The following is a 17969-nucleotide window of genomic DNA, read 5'->3' as shown; positions in this document are numbered from 1 at the left end:
CGCCGCGTCCCGCCGCGCACCGCCGGTGCTCGCCGCGCGGCCGATCACCAGGGCTTGGCCGGGGCCTGGGAGGCGCCGCCCTCGGACTCCTCGCCGGAGCCGCCGTTGGCGCTCTCGTTGCGCTCCTTGAGCTCATCCTGCTTGGCGTCGTCCGTCGAGTCGCCCTGCGTGGGCGCCTCCTCCGGCGGCTCGCTGCCGCTGGGGTCCTCGTGCTTGGGATCGTTGCTGGGATCCTCGCTCGGGTCCACCGGCGGATCCTCGCTGGGCTGATCGCCCTCGCGGGGCTCCTTGCCGGCCTGCTCGTCGGCCTCCTTGCGCTTGTCCTCGATGCGCTCGCCGTTGCCGCCGGTGGTGCCCTCGTCCTCGTTGCCGGCGCCCTGGCCCTCGCCGTCTCCCCCGCCGTCTCCCCCGCCGCCTCCGCCGGCGCACGGCGCCAGCAGCTGCTCGGACTCGTAGAGGCGGTCGCCGCGCTCGCCCGGGTCGGCGATCTGATCGGCCTGGCGCTCGATCGAGATCGCGAGGTTGTTGAGGATCTTGCACTCGGCGTGCGCAGGCCGGTTCAGGTCGCGGCCCTCCTGCCAGGTCTCGAGCGCCACGCGCAGCTCCTTCTCGGCGGCGGCGTCCTGCCCCTGCTGCAGCAGGTCGGTGCCGCGGGTGAGGTGGGGCAGGTAGGGCTCGAACCAGTTGATGGTGTCGACCGGGCCCAGGCGGTCGGCAGCGGTCGCGTAGTCCTTCTCGTCGTAGGCGCCGTCGTGCCAGGCCTGCGTGAGCGGCATCGAGACGAAGCGGACGATCAGCAGCGAGAGGATCAGGATCGGCAGCGCCAGGATCGCGAACACGATCCGGCGCAGGCGACGCAGCCGGGCCACGTCGATCCCGAAGTCCCGCGGGCGCTTGGGCTCGTCCTGGACCAGCGGATCCGGCGCCTCGGGCATCACCGGGCGCACGGCGCCCTCGGGTGCGGGTGCAGGTGGTGCAGTGCTCATCGGTTCTCCCCCGGACTCGTGCCCGCCGCCACGGCGGAGCGGCGGATCTCCTCGCGCTCGACGCGCCGCGGCAGGCGGTAGGTCATCGCGCCGAGCTCCCACAGCATGAGGCCGGCCAGCGGGATCGCGGCGATCCAGTACCAGTCCTCGAAGGTGGGCACTCGCGTGGTGCTCGTGATCGGCAGGGGACGCAGCGTGATGCCCTCCATCGACGCGGACATGTCCTCGTCCGGCTCCGTGCGGTGCAGGTAGGGCACGCCCATGCCGTCGGCGATCGTCTGCAGCTGCTTCTCATCGATCACGGAGACGCCCTCGGCGCCCGAGGGGTCCTTGATGTACTGCCCGTCGTCCGGGCCGCCGTGCGCCTTCATGCGCCCGCCGTCGGTCGTGCCGTAGCCCAGCACGGCACCGCCGTCGATGAACTGGGCGGAGGCCGAGAACGTCCCGGAGTCCTCGCCATCGGTGTTCTCGCCGTCGGAGAGGAAGTACACCAGCACGCTGGACTCCGGGTCGTCCTTCTTCGCCTGCGAGATCCCCGTCAGCAGCGCGTCGAGCGGGCGATCGACGTTCGAGCCCTTCGAGTAGGCCGTGGACTCGGTCTCGACCGTGTCGATCCACGCCTCGACGGCGCCCTGGTCGGTCGTCAGCGGCAGCTGCCGCGTCGCGGTCGAGTCGAAGCCGATGATCGAGTAGCGCGCACCCTTCGTCATCCCCATCACCTGGCGCATGTCGGCCTTCACGCCGTCCAGCCGCGGCTGGCCGTCGGCGTAGTCCTCGGCGTTCATCGAGCCCGTCTGGTCGACGACGAAGAACACGTTGGCGTTCATGCGGTGGGTCTGCTCGCCCTCGAGCGGAGTCACGGGCCGCACGACGACGACCGCGAGCAGCAGGACCATGAGCAGGCGGCGCAGCCAGGCCCAGCGCTGGCGCGGACGGCGCACGAGCAGCACGGCGCAGGCGATCAGCAGGGGGAGCAGCAGGATGATCCCGAGCCCCACGGGCAGGAGCCATTGCGCGCGCATCAGCGGCTCCTCCAACCGGCCAGGACCAGGCCGAGGACGGCCAGGTAGGTCAGGAGCCAGCCCGCGAGCGGGTGGTCGGTGCGCAGCACCGAGGGGGTCGCGCCCATCTCGACGGCCTGCGTCCTCTGGATCTGGGCGAGGATCGAGGGGATCGCCTGCGGGTCCGAGGAGGCGTAGAAGTGGCCGTCGTGGGCCTCGGTGACCTGCTTGAGCTCGTCGGCGCAGGTCTGCGAGCACTCCGAGGCGCCCGGGTAGAACGTGTACAGCGAGATGTCCCGGTCCTGGAGGGTCTTGGCGGCCTCGTCGAGGGTGTAGATCGTGTCGCCGTTGACCTCGTTGTCGGTCGCCAGGATGATCGAGCGGCTGCGGTCCGTATCGGCCTGGTCGAACTCCTGCGCGCAGGCGGCGAGGCCGTCGGGCACCAGGGACGCCTGGTCGTCGATGCCGCGCGTGCCCTCGATGAAGTCCGCGAACATGCGCAGCTTCTCCTCGGGGTACTGGCGGGTGCCCATCCGGTAGCCCTGCTCGTCGAAGTCGATGGCCTCAGCGTCGTGGTCGAGCTGGGTGCGGATCAGCTCGTAGTCGTTGGTCAGCGGGAAGTCGGTGCGCGAGGTCGAGTTGAACACCGACAGCCCCACCCGCTCCCCGTCGAAGCTGTCGACCATGCCGGCGAACGTCGAGAGGATCTCGGTGTCGTACTGGTACATCGAGCCGGAGATGTCCAGGCACAGCACGATGTCGCGCTGGGCGAACTTGGGGGTCTGCACGTGCTCGGTGGCGATGCGGCCCGACAGCACCGCGGAGCCGACGACGCCGAGGACGGCGAGAACGACGAGCGCGGCCCGCAGGGCGCGGGCGGTGCGCTGGGCGCGGGCGAAGCTCGGGATGCGCTCGAGGAACGCGGAGTTGGCGACGATGACGGGCGAGCGCCGCACCGAGCGCCGGTTCCAGAAGCAGATCGCCCACACGGCGAGCGCGAGCACGAGGATCAGCAGCGCGAGCCACCACAGGCTCATGACCATGCGCGGATCACCCCCCGGGCCCGCCGCAGCGACTCCTCGATATCCCGGGAGCTCGCGAGCGCGAACTCGGGCTCCTGGAGGTCCGCCACGAGCTCCCCGACCTCGCGGGTGCGGGCATCGGCGCGCAGCGCGGCGACGTCCTGGCTCGTGACGTCCAGCCCCGTGGTGCGCCGCACGAAGGCGCGCATGACGGCCGTGAGCTCGCGGTGGGCCTCGCGCGAGTCGACCTCCCCCTCGTCGACGCGGTCGCCGACGGCGTTGACCGCGCGCAGGAACTCGGCCTTGAGGGTCTCCACGTCGCTGGGGCGCCGCGCGTAGGCGGAGCGCTCGACGACGGCGCGCGTGATGCGCAGCGTGCCGAGCACGAGCGCGGCGATCACGAGCGCGCACAGGGCCGCGAGGATCAGCCACGCCACCGAGTACTGGGGCGGGTCGATGATCTGGGGACCGTCAGCGATCGGCATGGCTGTACTCCCGGCGTCGCAGCATCGAGATCATGTCGTCGACCACGGTGGTGGCCCCCTGCGCGAGCAGATGGCTGACGTGCAGGTGGTCGAGCATCCCCGAGACCGCCTCGCGCCGCGCGTCCCGGTACGCCTGCACGTCGCGCAGGACCTTCTCGGAGGCGCGGGAGAGCTCGGAGATCTCCCGCGGCGCGTCGATGTCGATGACGTCGCGGTCGAGGTCGTCGGCCAGCAGCGGGTCCGCGTCGGCGATGCGGATCACCAGGAGGTCGTGGCGCGTGGTCAGGCGCCGCAGCATCGAGAAGTCGTCCGGGGACGGGCGCGCCTCGTCGGTGATGATCGTCATCAGCGTCGAGCGGGTGGTCACGCGGAACGCGCGCTCGAGCAGCCAGGCCGAGTCCGGGGCGGGAGAGGCCGTCGTGGTGCCCTGCTGGATCGAGCGCAGCAGCAGCTCGAGGTGCCCGTCGGAGGAGCGCGAGGGCAGCTGCACCGGGCGCTCGGGGCTCCCGGCGACGAGGGAGACGAGGTCGCCGTTGGTCTGGGCGAGGAAGCACACGAGCCCGGCCGCGAGCACCATCGCGTCGCGCTTGGAGGAGCCGTCGGCGGCGGTCGCGGCCATCGCGTCGGAGGTGTCGGCGACGATCGAGAGGTGGCGCACGCGCTCCTCGTTGAACTGGCGGATCAGCGGCTCGCCGGAGCGGGCCGTCGCCTTCCAGTCGATGTCGGAGATCTTGTCGCCCGGCTGGTAGAACTTCAGGTCGTCGAAGTCCTCCCCGCTGCCCTTGAACAGGGAGCGCCCGCGCCCCTGGATCAGGCCCCGCGCGCGGCGCGAGGTGTGCAGGTCGACCTGGGCCTTGACCCGTGTCAGCAGCGAGGTGGCCATGGGCGCCTCAGGGCATCGGGACGGCGCGGAAGACCGCGTCGATGATGGTCTCGGGCGAGACCCCGCCGGCGAGCGCGTCGAAGGTCAGCACGAGGCGGTGGCGCAGCACGCCGTAGCGCATCGCGCGCACGTCGTCGGGAGTCACGTAGTCGCGGCCCTGGATGAGCGCGTGCGCCTGGCCGATCCGCATGAGCGCGATCGAGCCGCGGGGGCTGGCGCCCACCCGCACCGACTGCGTGAGGTGGGGGACGGGGCGCGGGCCGGAGCCGCGCGTGGTGAACACGAGGTCGACGATGTAGCGCTTGACGGCCTTGTCGACGTGCACCTGGTCGACGGCCTGCTGCAGGAAGCGGATGTCGTCGAGCGTCACCGCGGCCGTCGGCGCCTGCTTGGGCGCGTTGAGCCGTCCCGCGGTCGAGCGGTCGAGGATCTCGTGCTCCTCGCCGGGTCGCGGATAGGTGAGGACCTCCTTGATGAGGAAGCGGTCCATCTGCGCCTCGGGGAGCACGTACGTGCCCTCCTCCTCGATGGGGTTCTGCGTCGCGAGGACCATGAACGGGTCGGGCAGGCGGTGGATCTCGCCGCCGATCGAGGTCTGGCGCTCCTGCATGGCCTCGAGCATCGCGGACTGCGTCTTGGCGCTCGAGCGGTTGATCTCGTCCAGCAGCACGATGTTGGCGTGCACGGGGCCCAGCTGGGTGGTGAACGTGCCGGAGCCGTAGTTGAAGATCTGGGTGCCGATGATGTCGTTGGGCATCAGGTCCGGCGTGCACTGGATGCGGTGGAAGCTGCCGCCGATCGCCGAGGCGAGCGCGGAGGCGGCCGTGGTCTTGGCCAGGCCCGGCACGGACTCGAGCAGCACGTGGCCGCCGGCGGCGAGCGACGCCAGCAGCGTCAGGCGCAGGTTCTCCTGGCCGACCACGCGGGTGCCGAACACGTCCGAGATCTTCCGGACGATGTCGCGGGCCCGTTCGAGGTCGCCGGGCGCGATCGCCGGCTGCGCCGGGGTGAAGCTGCGCCCCGAGGAGCCGGACCCGCCGCGGGAGGGATCGGGGCGCTGGGCGCCCGGCTGCTGCGACCGCGGGCGCTGCGACTCAGCGCGCTGGGTTTCCGGGCGCTGAGGTTCCGGGCGCCGGGCACCCGGCTCCTGAGCCTGTCGGCCCGAGCTGCGATCGGGCGCGGGGCCCTGCGGGCCCGCCGTGCTGGGATGGCTCATCGGTGACTTCGCTCCCCGTCGTTCGTCCGTCGGTGATGCGCGGGTGCCCGACCGGGCGCAGTCCTGCACGCCCCGCATCGCGCCCACCCTCGCGACTCCGGGATCTTATCGTCATGCGACGTCGCCGCGGGAACCCGGGCGATCGCGCACGGGACTCGGCGCGCCGAGAGCGCAGGCGGTCGATCTGTGCGTGCGCCGGGGCTCCTCCGAGCAGCGGATCCGCCTGACCCGCTACGACGGCGGCATGTGGTGGGACGAGGTCGAGGGCATGACCCCCGGCACCCGGTACGGGCTGCGGGTGCACGGCCCCTGGGATCCGCAGCGCGCCCGCTTCCACAATTCCGCCCGCCTGCTGCTGGATCCGCGCGGCACGGGCATCTCCCACGCCTCCCCGCTGCTGTCGAGCATGTTCGCCCATGAGGTCGACGCGCTTCTGCGGCCCGCCGACGGGATGCAGCGCCCCGCCGAGGACGACAACGCCGACGACGCGGTCTGGTCCGTGGTCGTGCCGCCCCTCGAGGAGACGCTGCGCGAGGAGCCCCTGCGCACCCCGTGGACCGCGACCGTCGTCTACGAGGCCCATGTGCGCGGCCTGACGATGCTGCACCCGGACCTCCCGCCCGAGCTGCGGGGCACCTATGCCGGTCTCGGGCACCGCGTGATGACCGACTACCTGCGCGATCTCGGGGTCACGGCGATCGAGCTGCTGCCGATCCACGCGATCATGGACGAGCCCCACCTGACCCGCCTGGCCCTGACCAACTATTGGGGCTACTCGACGCTGTCGTACTTCGCGCCCCACCCCGGCTATGCGACGCGGCGCGCGCAGGAGGCGGGCGCCGCGGCCGTGCGCGACGAGGTGCGCTCTATGGTCCGCTCCCTGCACGCGGCGGGCATCGAGGTCATCTGCGACGTCGTCTACAACCACACCGCCGAGGGCGGCGCCGACGGCCCCTCGCTGTCGCTGCGCGGCCTGGACGCCCAGGACCACTACTGGACGGACCACGGCGCGTTCGTCGACTTCACCGGCACCGGCAACAGCCTGAACATGCGCTCCGGGCACGTGGTCGACCTCATCGTCTCCTCGCTGCGCCACTGGGTGCGCGAGTACGGGATCGACGGCTTCCGCTTCGACCTGGCGGCGACGCTGGGCCGCGACGACCGCGGCTTCCGCTCCGACCACCCGCTGCTGCGCGCCATCACCACCGACGAGGTCCTGCGGGGCGTCAAGCTCATCGCGGAGCCGTGGGACGTGGGCGGCTACGGCTGGCAGACGGGCTCGTTCCCGCCCCCGTTTGCCGAGTGGAACGACGCGTTCCGCAACGACGTGCGCTCCTTCTGGCTCGAGGACCCGGCGCGGCGCGTCCGCACGGGCACCACGCAGATCGGCGGCGTCCGCGACATCGCGACCCGTCTGGCCGGCAGCGCCGACGTCTTCACCCGCCACGACCCCCAGGGGCTCCCGCCCGGGCAGCACCTGCGGGCGCCGTGGGCCTCGCTGAACTACGTGACCGCCCACGACGGCTTCACCCTCGCGGACCTCACCACCTACGAGGGCAAGCGCAACGAGGCCAACGGCGAGGACGGCCGCGACGGCACGGACGACAACCGCTCCTGGAACCACGGCATCGAGGGCCCCCTCGGGCCCGCGGAGATCGCCGCCTCGGAGCAGGCCGCGGAGGTGGCGCGGCATCGGCGCCGGACCGCTCGCTCCCTTATGGCCACCCTGCTTTTGTCGGCCGGGACGCCGATGATCACCGCGGGCGATGAGGCGCTGCGCACCCAGCAGGGCAACAACAACGCCTACTGCCAGGACAACCGCATCTCCTGGGTGGACTGGGAGCGCGATGAGCACCAGCGCGCGATGTACGCGGCCACCCGCGACCTCCTGGCCCTGCGCCGCCGCTTCTCCCGTCTGCGCCCGGCGACCTTCCTGGGCGATGCCGACCCCGAGCGCCCCGAGCGCGACCAGATCGCCTGGTTCGGGGCCGACGGCGAGCCGATGCGCCACGGCGACTGGCTCGACCCCGACCGCCACACCCTGCAGATGCTGCGTCCCGGTCCGGCCGCCGTGGGGCATGTCGTGCTCGTGGTCAACGGCTCGGTCGGCACCGAGCTCGTGCGGGGTCCGGCCGCCCCGTGGTCGGGCCGCGGCGCCGAGCTGCTCTTCGCCTCCTGCGAGGAGGAGCTGGAGCTCGGCGAGGACCCGGACGAGCCCGGCCGGCCGCTCCTGCATCTGCCGGGCGGGACGCTCGCGGTGCTCCTGGTCCATGGCACGGCGGGCGTCGAGGATCGCCTAGGCTGACACCGCGGGCCGCGGATGTGAGCCCGATCTCGCCGAGACCGACTTCGAGGAGACGCGATGCCCGTCCCGCACGTCCCATCCGACAGCGCCCGCACGACCCGGGAGCCCCAGGGGGGTCAGGAGGTCGCGCAGACCCCGATCCGCCCGGACAGCGGGATCCGTCCGGACAGCACTGCGCGGGGCATCGACGCGGGCATCGGCCGCATCCCGATCATGGACGTGCAGCCGGTCGTCGACGGCGGCCGCTTCCCCGCTCGCGCAGTGGTGGGCGAGACGGTGCCGGTGCGGGTCAACGCCTTCCGCGAGGGGCATGACGAGATGGGCGTGCAGGTGGTGCTGTGCGATCCCGCCGGCCGCGAGCGCTCGCGCACAGCTCTGCGCTCGACGAATCCGGGGCTCGACCTGTGGGCCGGGTCGATGCGGCCGGACGCGGAGGGCGCCTGGAGCTTCCGCATCGAGGCCTTCTCCGCGCCGTACGAGACCTGGGTGCACAACGCCTCGATCAAGGTGCCCGCCGGCATCGACGCCGACCTCATGCTCGCCGAGGGCGTCGTGGTCCTGCGCCGCGTGCTCGACGAGGTCGAGCGGGGCGAGCGCCCCGCCTCCGACGGCGCCGTGGTCCGCGCCGCGATCGACTCCCTGCGCAGCTCCTCCCTGACGCCGCAGGCGCGCCTGGCCCCGGCGATCGGACCGGACCTGCGCGCGATCCTGCACGAGCGCCCGCTGCGCGACGGCGTGACCGTCTCGGGCCCGCATCCCCTCATCGTCCAGCGTCAGCGCGCGCTGTACGGCTCCTGGTACGAGTTCTTCCCCCGCTCGGAGGGCGCGCGCTTCGACCCCGAGCACGGCGGCTGGATCTCCGGCACGCTGCGGACCGCCGCCGGCGCCCTGGACCGGGTGGCGGCGATGGGCTTCGACGTCGCCTACCTGACCCCGATCCATCCGATCGGCACGACCTTCCGCAAGGGCCGCAACAACACCCTCGAGGTCCGCCCGGGCGACCCCGGCTCCCCGTACGCGATCGGCTCGCCCGACGGCGGCCATGATGCGATCCACCCGGATCTGGGCACGATGGAGGACTTCGACGCCTTCGTCGCGCGGGCGCAGGAGCTGGGGCTCGAGGTGGCGCTCGACATCGCGCTGCAGTGCTCCCCCGACCACCCGTGGGTGGCCGAGCACCCGGAGTGGTTCGTGGTGCGGGCCGACGGCTCGATCGCCTACGCGGAGAACCCGCCCAAGAAGTACCAGGACATCTACCCGCTGAGCTTCGACACCGACTACGAGGGCCTGTACGCCGCGATCCGCGACGTCCTCGAGCACTGGGTCGCCCATGGCGTCACGCTCCTCCGCGTGGACAACCCGCACACCAAGCCCGTGCGCTTCTGGGAGGAGCTGCTGGCCGAGTTCGCCGACAAGCACCCCGAGGTGGTCTTCCTGGCGGAGGCGTTCACGCGCCCGACGATGATGCACACGCTCGGCAAGGTCGGCTTCCACCAGTCCTACACGTACTTCACGTGGCGCCACACCCCCGAGGAGCTGCGCGAGTACCTGGGCGAGCTGTGCGAGGCCTCGGCGTACATGCGCCCGAGCTTCTGGCCCACGACGCACGACATCCTCACGCCGTTCATGAGCTCCGGCGGGCACCGCGCCTTCCGCCTGCGCGCGATCCTCGCGGCGACCCTCGTGCCGACTTGGGGCATCTACTCCGGCTACGAGCTGGTCGAGGACATCCCGCGGCCCGGCGCCGAGGAGCAGATCGACAACGAGAAGTACGAGTACAAGCCGCGCGACTTCGAGGGGGCGCTCGCCTCCGGTCGCTCCCTGCAGCCCCTGCTGACGCGGCTGAACCGGATCCGCCGCGAGCACCCCGCGCTCCAGCAGCTGAACGACATCGCCTTCCACAGCGCCGACGACGACCAGGTGCTCGTGTTCTCCAAGCATCTCGATGCCGACGCGAGCCCCACCGGCGCCCCCGACACGGTCATCGTCGCCTGCCTGACCGCCCACGACCGCAGCGCCGGGACGGGCGTGCACCTGGACCTCGCCGCCCTCGGCGTCGACGGCCCCTTCGAGGTCGAGGACCTCCTGACCGGGGAGCGCTTCACCTGGGGCGAGCACGCCTTCGTCGGCCTGGACCCCGAGACCCGCCCCGCCCATATCCTGCGCATCATCCACTCCGAGGAGAGCCCCCATGCGTGACCGCGACGAGACCCCCGTCCCTCACGAGCCCGCCGCGACGCCGGGGACCGCAGCCCCCGGTGCGGTCTCCTCCCCCGCCGCGGCCCCCTCCGCTCCGCAGACCGCGCCGTCCTCCGCCGCGGCGCCCGGCCGGCCCGTGACCGGCGGCGAGCCCGCCGGTCCTGCGGTGCTGGAGAAGTCGGTGCACGAGCTGGGCTCGGCGGCCACCGGCAGCTTCCACGACCCGCATACGGTGCTGGGCGCCCACCCGTACCGCGGCGCCGTCACGGTGCGCACCCTCAAGCCGCTGGCCCACCGCGTCGAGATCGTCCTGCCCGACGGCTCCGCGGTCCCGGCCGAGCACGAGTACGACGGGATCTGGCGAGCCGTCGTCGAGGTCGAGTCCCTGCCCCGCTACACCGTGCGCGTCACCTGGGCCGAGGGCGAGGCGCCCGTCGAGATCGACGATCCGTACCGCTTCCTGCCCACCCTCGGCGAGCTCGATCTGCATCTGATCCGGGAGGGCCGCCACGAGGAGCTGTGGCGCGCGCTCGGCTCCCACGTGCGCGAGGTCGACGGCGCGGCGGGCACGAGCTTCGCGGTGTGGGCGCCCCGGGCCCGGGCCGTCCAGGTCGTCGGCGACCTCAACGGCTGGGACGGCCGCGCGCATGCGCTGCGCAGCCTGGGCGAGTCCGGGGTGTGGGAGATCTTCATCCCCGGCGTCGCCGAGGGCGCCGTCTACAAGTACCGAATCCTGGGCGCCGACGGCGTCTGGCACGACAAGGCCGATCCGATGGCGCGCCGGGCCGAGGTCCCGCCCGCGACCGGGTCCATCGTGACCGGGTCCGCCTACGAGTGGAGCGATGACGCCTGGCTCGCCGAGCGCGCCGAGCGCGACGTGCTGGCCTCCCCCATGAGCGTGTACGAGGTGCACCTGGGCAGCTGGCGCCCGGGCCTGGGCTACCGCGAGCTGGCCGAGGAGCTCACCGCGTACGTCACGGAGCTCGGCTTCACGCACGTCGAGTTCATGCCGCTCGCCGAGCACCCCTTCGGCGGCTCCTGGGGCTACCAGGTCACCGGCTACTACGCCCCGACCTCGCGCCTGGGCTCCCCCGACGAGCTGCGCCACCTCATCGACACCCTCCACCGCGCCGGCATCGGCGTGATCATGGACTGGGTGCCCGCGCACTTCCCCAAGGACGAGTTCGCCCTGGGCCGCTTCGACGGCGCTCCCCTGTACGAGCACCCGGACCCGCGGCGCGGCGAGCACCCCGACTGGGGCACCTACATCTTCGACCTCGGGCGGCGCGAGGTGCGCAACTTCCTCGTCGCCAACGCCTGCTACTGGCTCGAGGAGTTCCACGTCGACGGGCTGCGCGTGGACGCCGTCGCCTCGATGCTCTACCTCGACTACTCGCGCGAGGACGGCCAGTGGGTCCCCAACGAGTTCGGCGGCCGGGAGAACCTCGAGTCGATCGACATGCTGCAGGAGGTCAACGCGACCGCCTACAAGCGCGCGCCCGGGATCGTCATGATCGCCGAGGAGTCGACGTCCTTCCCGGGCGTCACCCGCCCCACCGATCAGGGCGGCCTCGGCTTCGGCCTGAAGTGGAACATGGGCTGGATGCACGACACCCTGCAGTACATCGGCGAGGACCCGATCCACCGCCAGTACCACCACGGCGAGCTCACGTTCTCGATGGTCTACCAGTACTCGGAGAACTTCGTCCTGCCCATCAGCCATGACGAGGTCGTCCACGGCAAGGGCTCGCTTCTGCGCAAGGCGCCCGGCGACGACTGGCAGCAGTTCGCGACGCTGCGCGCCTACCTGTCCTTCCAGTGGACCCATCCGGGCAAGCAGCTCATCTTCATGGGCACCGAGTTCGGCCAGGGCACCGAATGGAGCGAGGAGACCGGGCTGCCGTGGTGGCTGCTCGAGTACGCGCCCCACCGCGGCGTCCAGCAGCTGGTGCGGGACCTCAACGCGCTCGCGCGGCGGTTCCCGGCGCTCTCGGAGCTCGACCAGGACCCGGCCGGCTTCGAGTGGCTCATCGGGGACGACGCGGGCCACAACGTGATCGCCTTCGCCCGCCGCGATCGTGCGGGCGACCCGCTGGTCGTGGTCGTGAACTTCTCGACGATGCCGTGGGAGGGCTACCGGGTGCCGATGCCCGAGGGCGGTTCCTGGGACGAGGTGCTCAACTCCGACGCGCCGGTGTACGGCGGCGGCGGCGTGGGCAACCTGGGCCGCGTGGACGTCGAGGCGGTGCCGATGCACGGCCGCGACCATTCCGTGCGCCTGCAGGTCCCGCCGCTGGGCGCCGTCGTGCTGGCGCCGAGCCGCCTCGCCCAGGACTGAGCCGCCGTCGCGCGCCCCGCTCCGGCGCGGGGCGTGCGGCCAGCGGGCCCGCCGCAGACACGAGGCCCTCCCCGATCTGTCGGGGAGGGCCTCGTCGCATCCCGCCGCGCCTCGCTCACGACGGTCCGCGCCTCCCTCGCGCCGAGGCGCACCTCGCTCACGCCGAGCAAGCCTCCCTGACGCCGAGCGTCACGCTGCGACCCGTTTCGGGGGCGATTTGGCACTCAGCGTGGATTTGGCAGGGGCGCGGCGCGTCGTCCGGGAGGGGCTGCGGCGCGACATACGACAGGGCGACAGGGCGGGGGCGACGGCGCGAGATGCGGCGGGGCAACGGACTGATCCGCCCCGCCTGCGCCTCGCGCCCGCCTGCGCCTCAGAACAGCAGGCTGGCCATCCGACGGCGGGCCGGGCCGACGCGCGGGTCCTCGGCACCGACGACGTCGAAGTGCTCGAGCAGGCGGGTGCGCACGCGGTCCTTGGTCTCGGAGTCCGCGCCGCGCAGGAGGTCCAGCAGACGGCCGAAGGCGTCCTCCACGTGACCGCCGAGCAGGTCGAGATCGGCGACCAGGAGCTGCGCGTCGACGTCCTCCGGGGCGTCCGCGGCGGCGCTGCGGGCGGCCTGCAGATCCGCGCCCTGGGTGCGCTCCATCAGGCGCACGGCGGCGAGCCCGGCGCGGGCCTCGGCATCGGCCGGGTTCTCCCGCAGCGCGGTCTCGTAGGCCTCGATCGCCCCGGCGAGGTCGCCCGCCTCGATGGCGTCGTACGCGGCCTGCTGCAGCGGGGACATCTCCTCGGCCTGCGCCGCGTCCTCGTCGCCCGCGGCCCCCTCGGACGCGGCGTCCCCGTCGAGGCCCTGGGAGGCGGCGAGCTGCACGACCTGGTCGATCACGCCGGCGAGCTCCTGCTCGGTGACGATGCCCTCGAACAGCGGCTGCAGCTGCCCGCGCACCAGCAGCAGCACGGTGGGCAGGTTCTGCACGCGGAGGGCACCGGCGACGCGCGGCTGGTCGTCGGCGTCGACCGTCGCCAGCAGCACGGCGCCCTCGCGGGCGTCGACCAGGCGGCGCAGCGTCGCCAGGAACTCGGGGCCGGAGGGGACGCGGGAGCTCGTGACCACCAGCAGCGTGGCGACGCGGTTCGATCCCGCGATGACGGACTCGAGCTCCTGCTCGGTCACGGTCACCTCGTAGCGTCCGGTCTCCCCCGCGGCGCCCTCAGGCGCCTTCGGGTTCTTCAGCGTCGACAGGTCGATGATCCCGTAGGGGTCGGTCATGGTCGGTCCTTCCGTCGGGCCGACGCCGCCGGGCGGCGGGTCGTCGGCGTGGTCATCGGCATGGTCATCGGCGTGATCGTCACTGCCCGCTGGCTCCGAGCAGCGACTTCACGGCCGCGAGGGCCCTGATCCGCCCGCTCTTCCCGCTCGGCGGGACGTACAGCACCACCGTCGCGCCGTACTCTCGCACGGCCTCCTGTGTGAAGGCTCCCGACGTGCCGGCGAGGGCGAGCTCCGGGTCCGGGGATGACATCGTGGCCCCGCCGACGAGCGTGATCACCCGGCTCGAGCGCAGGGAGCCCGCCACGAAGGCGCCGCCGTCCGCCGTCCGCAGCGCCGCGAGCTCTCCGGGGTGGACGGTGTACTCCTCGTGGATCGTCGCGAGGGAGTCCGCGGGCACGTCCGGGTTCAGCATGGTGCGCTCGGCCTGGATGCTCGCGTGCATCTCCTCGGTGAAGGTGTCGGGCTCGAGCAGGTCCGAGGGATCCGCCGCGTCCCCGTTCGACAGCACCGCGGCGAAGAGCGCGAGCGCGTCCTGCGGCGCGAGCACGAGGTCCTCGTCGTCCGCCGCGTCCACCGCGGCGGCGCCGAGCCTCGGCGCGACGCCTGCCGGCATCGTGACGCCGCCGAGCTGGCGGGCCCAGCCCCAGGTCGTGTACACGGAGCGGGCATCGGCCAGCTGAAGCGGCAGGAAATGGTGGACGGCGGCATCCGCCGAGTCCGTGACGACGGCGATGACGGTGTGCGGGAACCCCTCCCCTGATGGCACGAGAGCGGTCTGCAGGTCGCTCGAGGGCGTCGGCAGCGTCGCGGGCAGGCCGGGCACCTTCCCGAGATTCTCGTAGGCGCGGGTGCGCATCTCGAGGGCCGTCCCGACCACGCGCGGGGCGAGCAGGGAGGGATCCCGTGCCCCGTCGGCGGCCACGACGCGCGCGCTGACGTCGGCGACGATCTGGGCGACCTGCTCCGTCGAGGCCTGGGGCGATGGCGAGGCGGCGGCGGGGCCCATCGGCACCGCCGCGGGCGTCTCGTCCTCTCCGCAGCCGCTCAGCAGCGCCGCGACGACCGGTGCCGCACCGGCCAGGACGGCGCGGCGGCGCGGCCGCGGTGCGCAGGGCGCCGCCGCGTCCCCGTGGCGACCATCGCGGACGTCCGCGGAGCCGCAGCGGTGCGGAACCGAGCTCATCACGCCTCCTCCTCGCTGCGTCGGCGCAGGGCGCGCGCGGTGTGGTCGGCCGCGAACAGCACCAGGCCGAGGACCGCGGTGAGCGCTCCCGCGGCGTAGGCGTAGGGGACCCAGGGCGTCGCGCTGTCGACCGGCCACGTGATGACGATGCGGGATGCCGCCGGGCTCGTGCCGTCCCCGACGATGAGCAGGGCGCGGTAGGGGTGCGCCGGTGTCGCCCCGCCGTCCTCCCGCCACAGGGCGGAGATCTCGATCGACGCCTCGCTCGACGGCGTCCCTGCTGCCGGGGGCCAGGCCTCCGACCCTGCCGGGTCCGGGAGGGTCGTCTCGCCCGCGGGGGCGACCTCGCGGGTCTCCAGCGTCGTCCAGCTGGGGACGCCTGTGATCCGGGTGTGCCGGGCATCACCCAGGTACGCCTCCGCGACCTCGGGGCTCACGGGGATGATGCGGACGTCCCCGGGAGCGCTCACCTGGACGGTCCCGGTGTGGCCTCCGACGTAGGCGACGCCGGGGTCCACGAGCACCGCCGGCCCCGGGTCCTCGAGGACGACGGCGGCGCTGCGCTCGGTCGGCGGAGCCCAGAGGGTCTCCCCCAGGCGCCCCAGCAGGATCCCGGCCGCACCGAGCACGATGAGCACGACGGCGATCAGCCTGCGCACCGGCGCCTCCCCTCGGGTCATGTCCCCGCGCGGGACCCTCGGATTCTACCGGGGCCCGCCGTCGCTCCGGACGGGGTCCCGGAGGGCGCGGAGCCTCGCCGGGCCGCGGTCGCGCGACCGGGCGGGCTCCGCACTCGGCATCGCTCTCACCGCCGCCCTCCACCCGCTCTGGACCCGCCGCGGAGCCGCGGCGCGACCGCGCGGACCCCCGCTCCCCATGACGTAGCCTGTCGGGGTGCGTCTCGTCGTTGCCCGCTGCGCCGTCGACTACACCGGTCGGCTCACCGCTCACCTGCCCCTCGCTCCCCGCCTCCTGATCGTCAAGGCGGACGGGAGCGTGCTCGTGCACTCCGACGGCGGCAGCTACAAGCCCCTGAACTGGATGAGCCCGCCGTGCACCCTGCGCACGATCACGCGATCCGATGCCGATGCCGATGCCGATACCGATGCCGATACCGATGCCGATGCCGATACCGCAGGCTCCGTCGAGGACCATGGAGCCGCGCCGGACGAGGAATCCGTGGCAGCCGCCTCCGTCGAGGACCCGGAGGCTCCCGAGGACGATCCCTGGATCGAGCAGTGGGACGTCACCCATGCCAAGACCGGCGACCGGCTGCGCGTGCGGATCCATGAGGTCATCTCGGACCTGAGCGCAGACCTGGGCGTGGACCCGGGCCTGCAGAAGGACGGCGTGGAGGCCCACCTGCAGGCGCTGCTCGCGGAGAACATCGAGACGCTCGGCGAGGGCTGGTCGCTCGTGCGGCGCGAGTACGCGACCGCGATCGGTCCCGTGGACATCCTCGCCAAGGATCCCGAGGGCGGGACGGTCGCGATCGAGATCAAGCGGCGCGGCGAGATCGATGGCGTCGAGCAGCTGACCCGCTACCTGGAGCTGCTCAACCGCGATCCGCTCCTGTCCCCCGTCCGCGGGATCTTCGCGGCCCAGCTCATCAAGCCCCAGGCCAAGGTGCTCGCGGGCGACCGCGGCATCGACTGCGTGACCCTCGACTACGACGCCCTGCGCGGCATCGACGACGCGGAATCGCGACTGTTCTGACCCGACCGAATCATCAGCGGTCCTGAGGAACGGGCCGCGCCCGAGCCACCCGAGCCCAGGAGGCACCCGATGACCGCGCCCACCGACGTGCCCGACGGGCCCGCCCGCACCGACGCCCCGTCCGACCTCGCCATCACCGGCACCGCCGTGCTGCCCGAGGGCGTCGTCGAGGACGCCCTGATCCTGCTCCGCGGCGACCGCATCGCCTACGCGGGCCCCGCCGCCGACGCGCCCGCGCACACCGCCGCAGAGACGCTCCGCTGCACCGGCACGATCCTCCCCGGTCTCGTGGACATCCACGACCACGGCGGCGGCGGCGCGTCCTTCCCCGACTGCGCCGACGCGCAGGAGGCGCTCGTCGCCGTCCGCGAGCACCGCGCGCACGGCACCACCGCGCTCGTCGCCTCTCTCGTGACCGCCTCCGCCAAGGAGCTGCGCCGCCGCGTGGCGATGCTCGCCCCGCTGGTCGAGGCCGGCGAGCTCGCCGCGCTGCACCTCGAGGGGCCGTTCATCTCCCCCGCCCGCAAGGGCGCCCAGAACCCGGCGCACATCGTCGGCGGCGATGCCGCGCTCGTCGCGGAGCTGTGCGCGATGGCGCCGGGCGCCATCGCGACCATGACCGTGGCCCCGGAGGCCGAGGACGCCGATGCCGTGATCGCCGAGCTCGCGGCAGGAGGCGCGATCCCCTCCCTCGGGCACACCGACTGCAGCGGCACGCAGATGGAGGAGGGCATCGCCGCCTCCCGCGCCGCCCTCGCATCCCCCGGCGCGCGCTCGAGCCTGCCGACCGCGACCCACCTGTTCAACGGCATGCGGCCGATCCACCACCGCGATGCCGGACCGGCCTTCGCCTGCCTCGATGCGGCCGCGCGCGGCGAGATGATCGTCGAGCTCATCGCCGACGGCGCGCACGTGTCCGCCGAGACCGTCCGCTACGTCTTCGACATCGCCGAGCCCGAGCACGTGGTGCTCGTGACCGATGCGATGGCGGCGACGGGCATGGCCGACGGACGCTACCGCCTGGGCGCCCTCGACGTGGTCGTGGACGGCGGCGTGGCCACCCTCGCCGAGGACGGCGCCATCGCCGGCGGCACGGCGCACCTCCTCGACGTCCTGCGCTTCACGGTGCAGGAGGCGGGAGTGGACCTCGCCGTCGCGGTCGCGGCCGCCACCGCGGTGCCGGCCCGGGTGCTCGGCCACGAGGCCGAGATCGGCGCGCTGCGGGCCGGTATGCGCGCGGACGTGCTGCTCGTGGACGAAGGTCTGCGGGTCGAGGCCGTGATCCGCGGCGGGGAGCTGCTGGACGTCTGAGCCGCCCCGCTCACCGGGCCGCCCCTCTCACCCAGCCTTCCGAGGGGC

The 17969-nt window shown here is 73.1% G+C and carries 14 protein-coding genes; 5 read left to right on the top strand and 9 right to left on the bottom strand.

Annotated features, from left to right (window positions below; genetic code table 11):
• Nucleotides 1–44: 44 nt before the first annotated feature.
• Genes FM110_RS10710 through FM110_RS10685 form a run of 6 tightly spaced genes read right to left on the bottom strand, consistent with a single transcriptional unit; the run spans nt 45 to nt 5593 of the window.
• Nucleotides 45–986 (bottom strand): hypothetical protein, encoded by a 942-nt coding sequence (locus tag FM110_RS10710; RefSeq protein WP_159458052.1) that lies wholly within the window; start codon nt 984–986, stop codon nt 45–47.
• Nucleotides 983–2008 (bottom strand): vWA domain-containing protein, encoded by a 1026-nt coding sequence (locus FM110_RS10705; RefSeq protein ID WP_087104748.1) that lies wholly within the window; start codon nt 2006–2008, stop codon nt 983–985. The genes FM110_RS10710 and FM110_RS10705 overlap by 4 nt, the downstream gene beginning before the upstream one ends.
• Nucleotides 2008–3030 carry a vWA domain-containing protein gene (locus FM110_RS10700; protein ID WP_087104747.1) on the bottom strand — a complete coding sequence of 341 codons (1023 nt, stop codon included), beginning with the start codon at nt 3028–3030 and terminating at the stop codon, nt 2008–2010. The genes FM110_RS10705 and FM110_RS10700 overlap by 1 nt, the downstream gene beginning before the upstream one ends.
• On the bottom strand, nt 3021–3494 hold the full coding sequence (locus FM110_RS10695) for a hypothetical protein (RefSeq protein ID WP_087104746.1): 474 nt from the start codon (nt 3492–3494) through the stop codon (nt 3021–3023). Before FM110_RS10695 ends, FM110_RS10700 begins: the two co-directional genes overlap by 10 nt.
• Nucleotides 3481–4377, bottom strand: a complete 897-nt coding sequence (locus FM110_RS10690) for a DUF58 domain-containing protein (RefSeq protein WP_087104745.1) — start codon at nt 4375–4377, stop codon at nt 3481–3483. The genes FM110_RS10695 and FM110_RS10690 overlap by 14 nt, the downstream gene beginning before the upstream one ends.
• A 7-nt stretch (nt 4378–4384) precedes the next feature.
• Nucleotides 4385–5593, bottom strand: coding sequence for an AAA family ATPase (locus tag FM110_RS10685; RefSeq protein WP_234992288.1), 1209 nt, complete (start codon nt 5591–5593; stop codon nt 4385–4387).
• 43 nt (nt 5594–5636) lie between these two features.
• On the opposite strand from FM110_RS10685, the gene glgX reads away from it, so the two are divergent.
• Genes glgX through glgB form a run of 3 tightly spaced genes read left to right on the top strand, consistent with a single transcriptional unit; the run spans nt 5637 to nt 12435 of the window.
• Nucleotides 5637–7898 (top strand): glycogen debranching protein GlgX, encoded by a 2262-nt coding sequence (gene glgX, locus FM110_RS10680; RefSeq protein ID WP_087104744.1) that lies wholly within the window; start codon nt 5637–5639, stop codon nt 7896–7898.
• 57 nt (nt 7899–7955) lie between these two features.
• Nucleotides 7956–10097: an alpha-1,4-glucan--maltose-1-phosphate maltosyltransferase gene (locus tag FM110_RS10675; protein ID WP_087104743.1), complete on the top strand. Its 2142-nt coding sequence runs from the start codon at nt 7956–7958 to the stop codon at nt 10095–10097.
• Nucleotides 10090–12435, top strand: a complete 2346-nt coding sequence (gene glgB / locus FM110_RS10670; RefSeq protein WP_234992285.1) for a 1,4-alpha-glucan branching protein GlgB — start codon at nt 10090–10092, stop codon at nt 12433–12435. The genes FM110_RS10675 and glgB overlap by 8 nt, the downstream gene beginning before the upstream one ends.
• A gap of 373 nt (nt 12436–12808) precedes the next feature.
• Here glgB and FM110_RS10665 read toward each other — a convergent pair whose 3' ends face one another.
• The 3 genes from FM110_RS10665 to FM110_RS10655 form a co-directional block, all read right to left on the bottom strand.
• Nucleotides 12809–13708 carry a tetratricopeptide repeat protein gene (locus tag FM110_RS10665; protein WP_087104742.1) on the bottom strand — a complete coding sequence of 300 codons (900 nt, stop codon included), beginning with the start codon at nt 13706–13708 and terminating at the stop codon, nt 12809–12811.
• A 79-nt stretch (nt 13709–13787) separates the two neighbouring features.
• Nucleotides 13788–14894 (bottom strand): hypothetical protein, encoded by a 1107-nt coding sequence (locus FM110_RS10660; RefSeq protein ID WP_087104741.1) that lies wholly within the window; start codon nt 14892–14894, stop codon nt 13788–13790.
• Nucleotides 14894–15553, bottom strand: a complete 660-nt coding sequence (locus FM110_RS10655) for a hypothetical protein (RefSeq protein WP_087104740.1) — start codon at nt 15551–15553, stop codon at nt 14894–14896. The genes FM110_RS10660 and FM110_RS10655 overlap by 1 nt, the downstream gene beginning before the upstream one ends.
• 235 nt (nt 15554–15788) lie before the next feature.
• Between FM110_RS10655 and nucS the strand changes: the two genes are divergently transcribed.
• A complete protein-coding gene (gene nucS, locus FM110_RS10650; RefSeq protein ID WP_087104739.1) occupies nt 15789–16610 on the top strand; it encodes an endonuclease NucS in 822 nt (273 codons plus the stop codon).
• 69 nt (nt 16611–16679) lie between these two features.
• Complete coding sequence (locus tag FM110_RS10645; RefSeq protein ID WP_087104738.1) at nt 16680–17921, top strand: N-acetylglucosamine-6-phosphate deacetylase; 1242 nt, start codon at nt 16680–16682, stop codon at nt 17919–17921.
• The last annotated feature ends 48 nt before the right edge of the window (nt 17922–17969 follow it).

The sequence above is a fragment of the Brachybacterium nesterenkovii genome (assembly GCF_900163655.1).
In the GTDB taxonomy this organism is placed as follows: Bacteria; Actinomycetota; Actinomycetes; order Actinomycetales; family Dermabacteraceae; genus Brachybacterium; species Brachybacterium nesterenkovii.
Note: the sequence above shows the minus strand (reverse complement) of the source record. Positions and strands in the feature narration are given on the sequence as shown.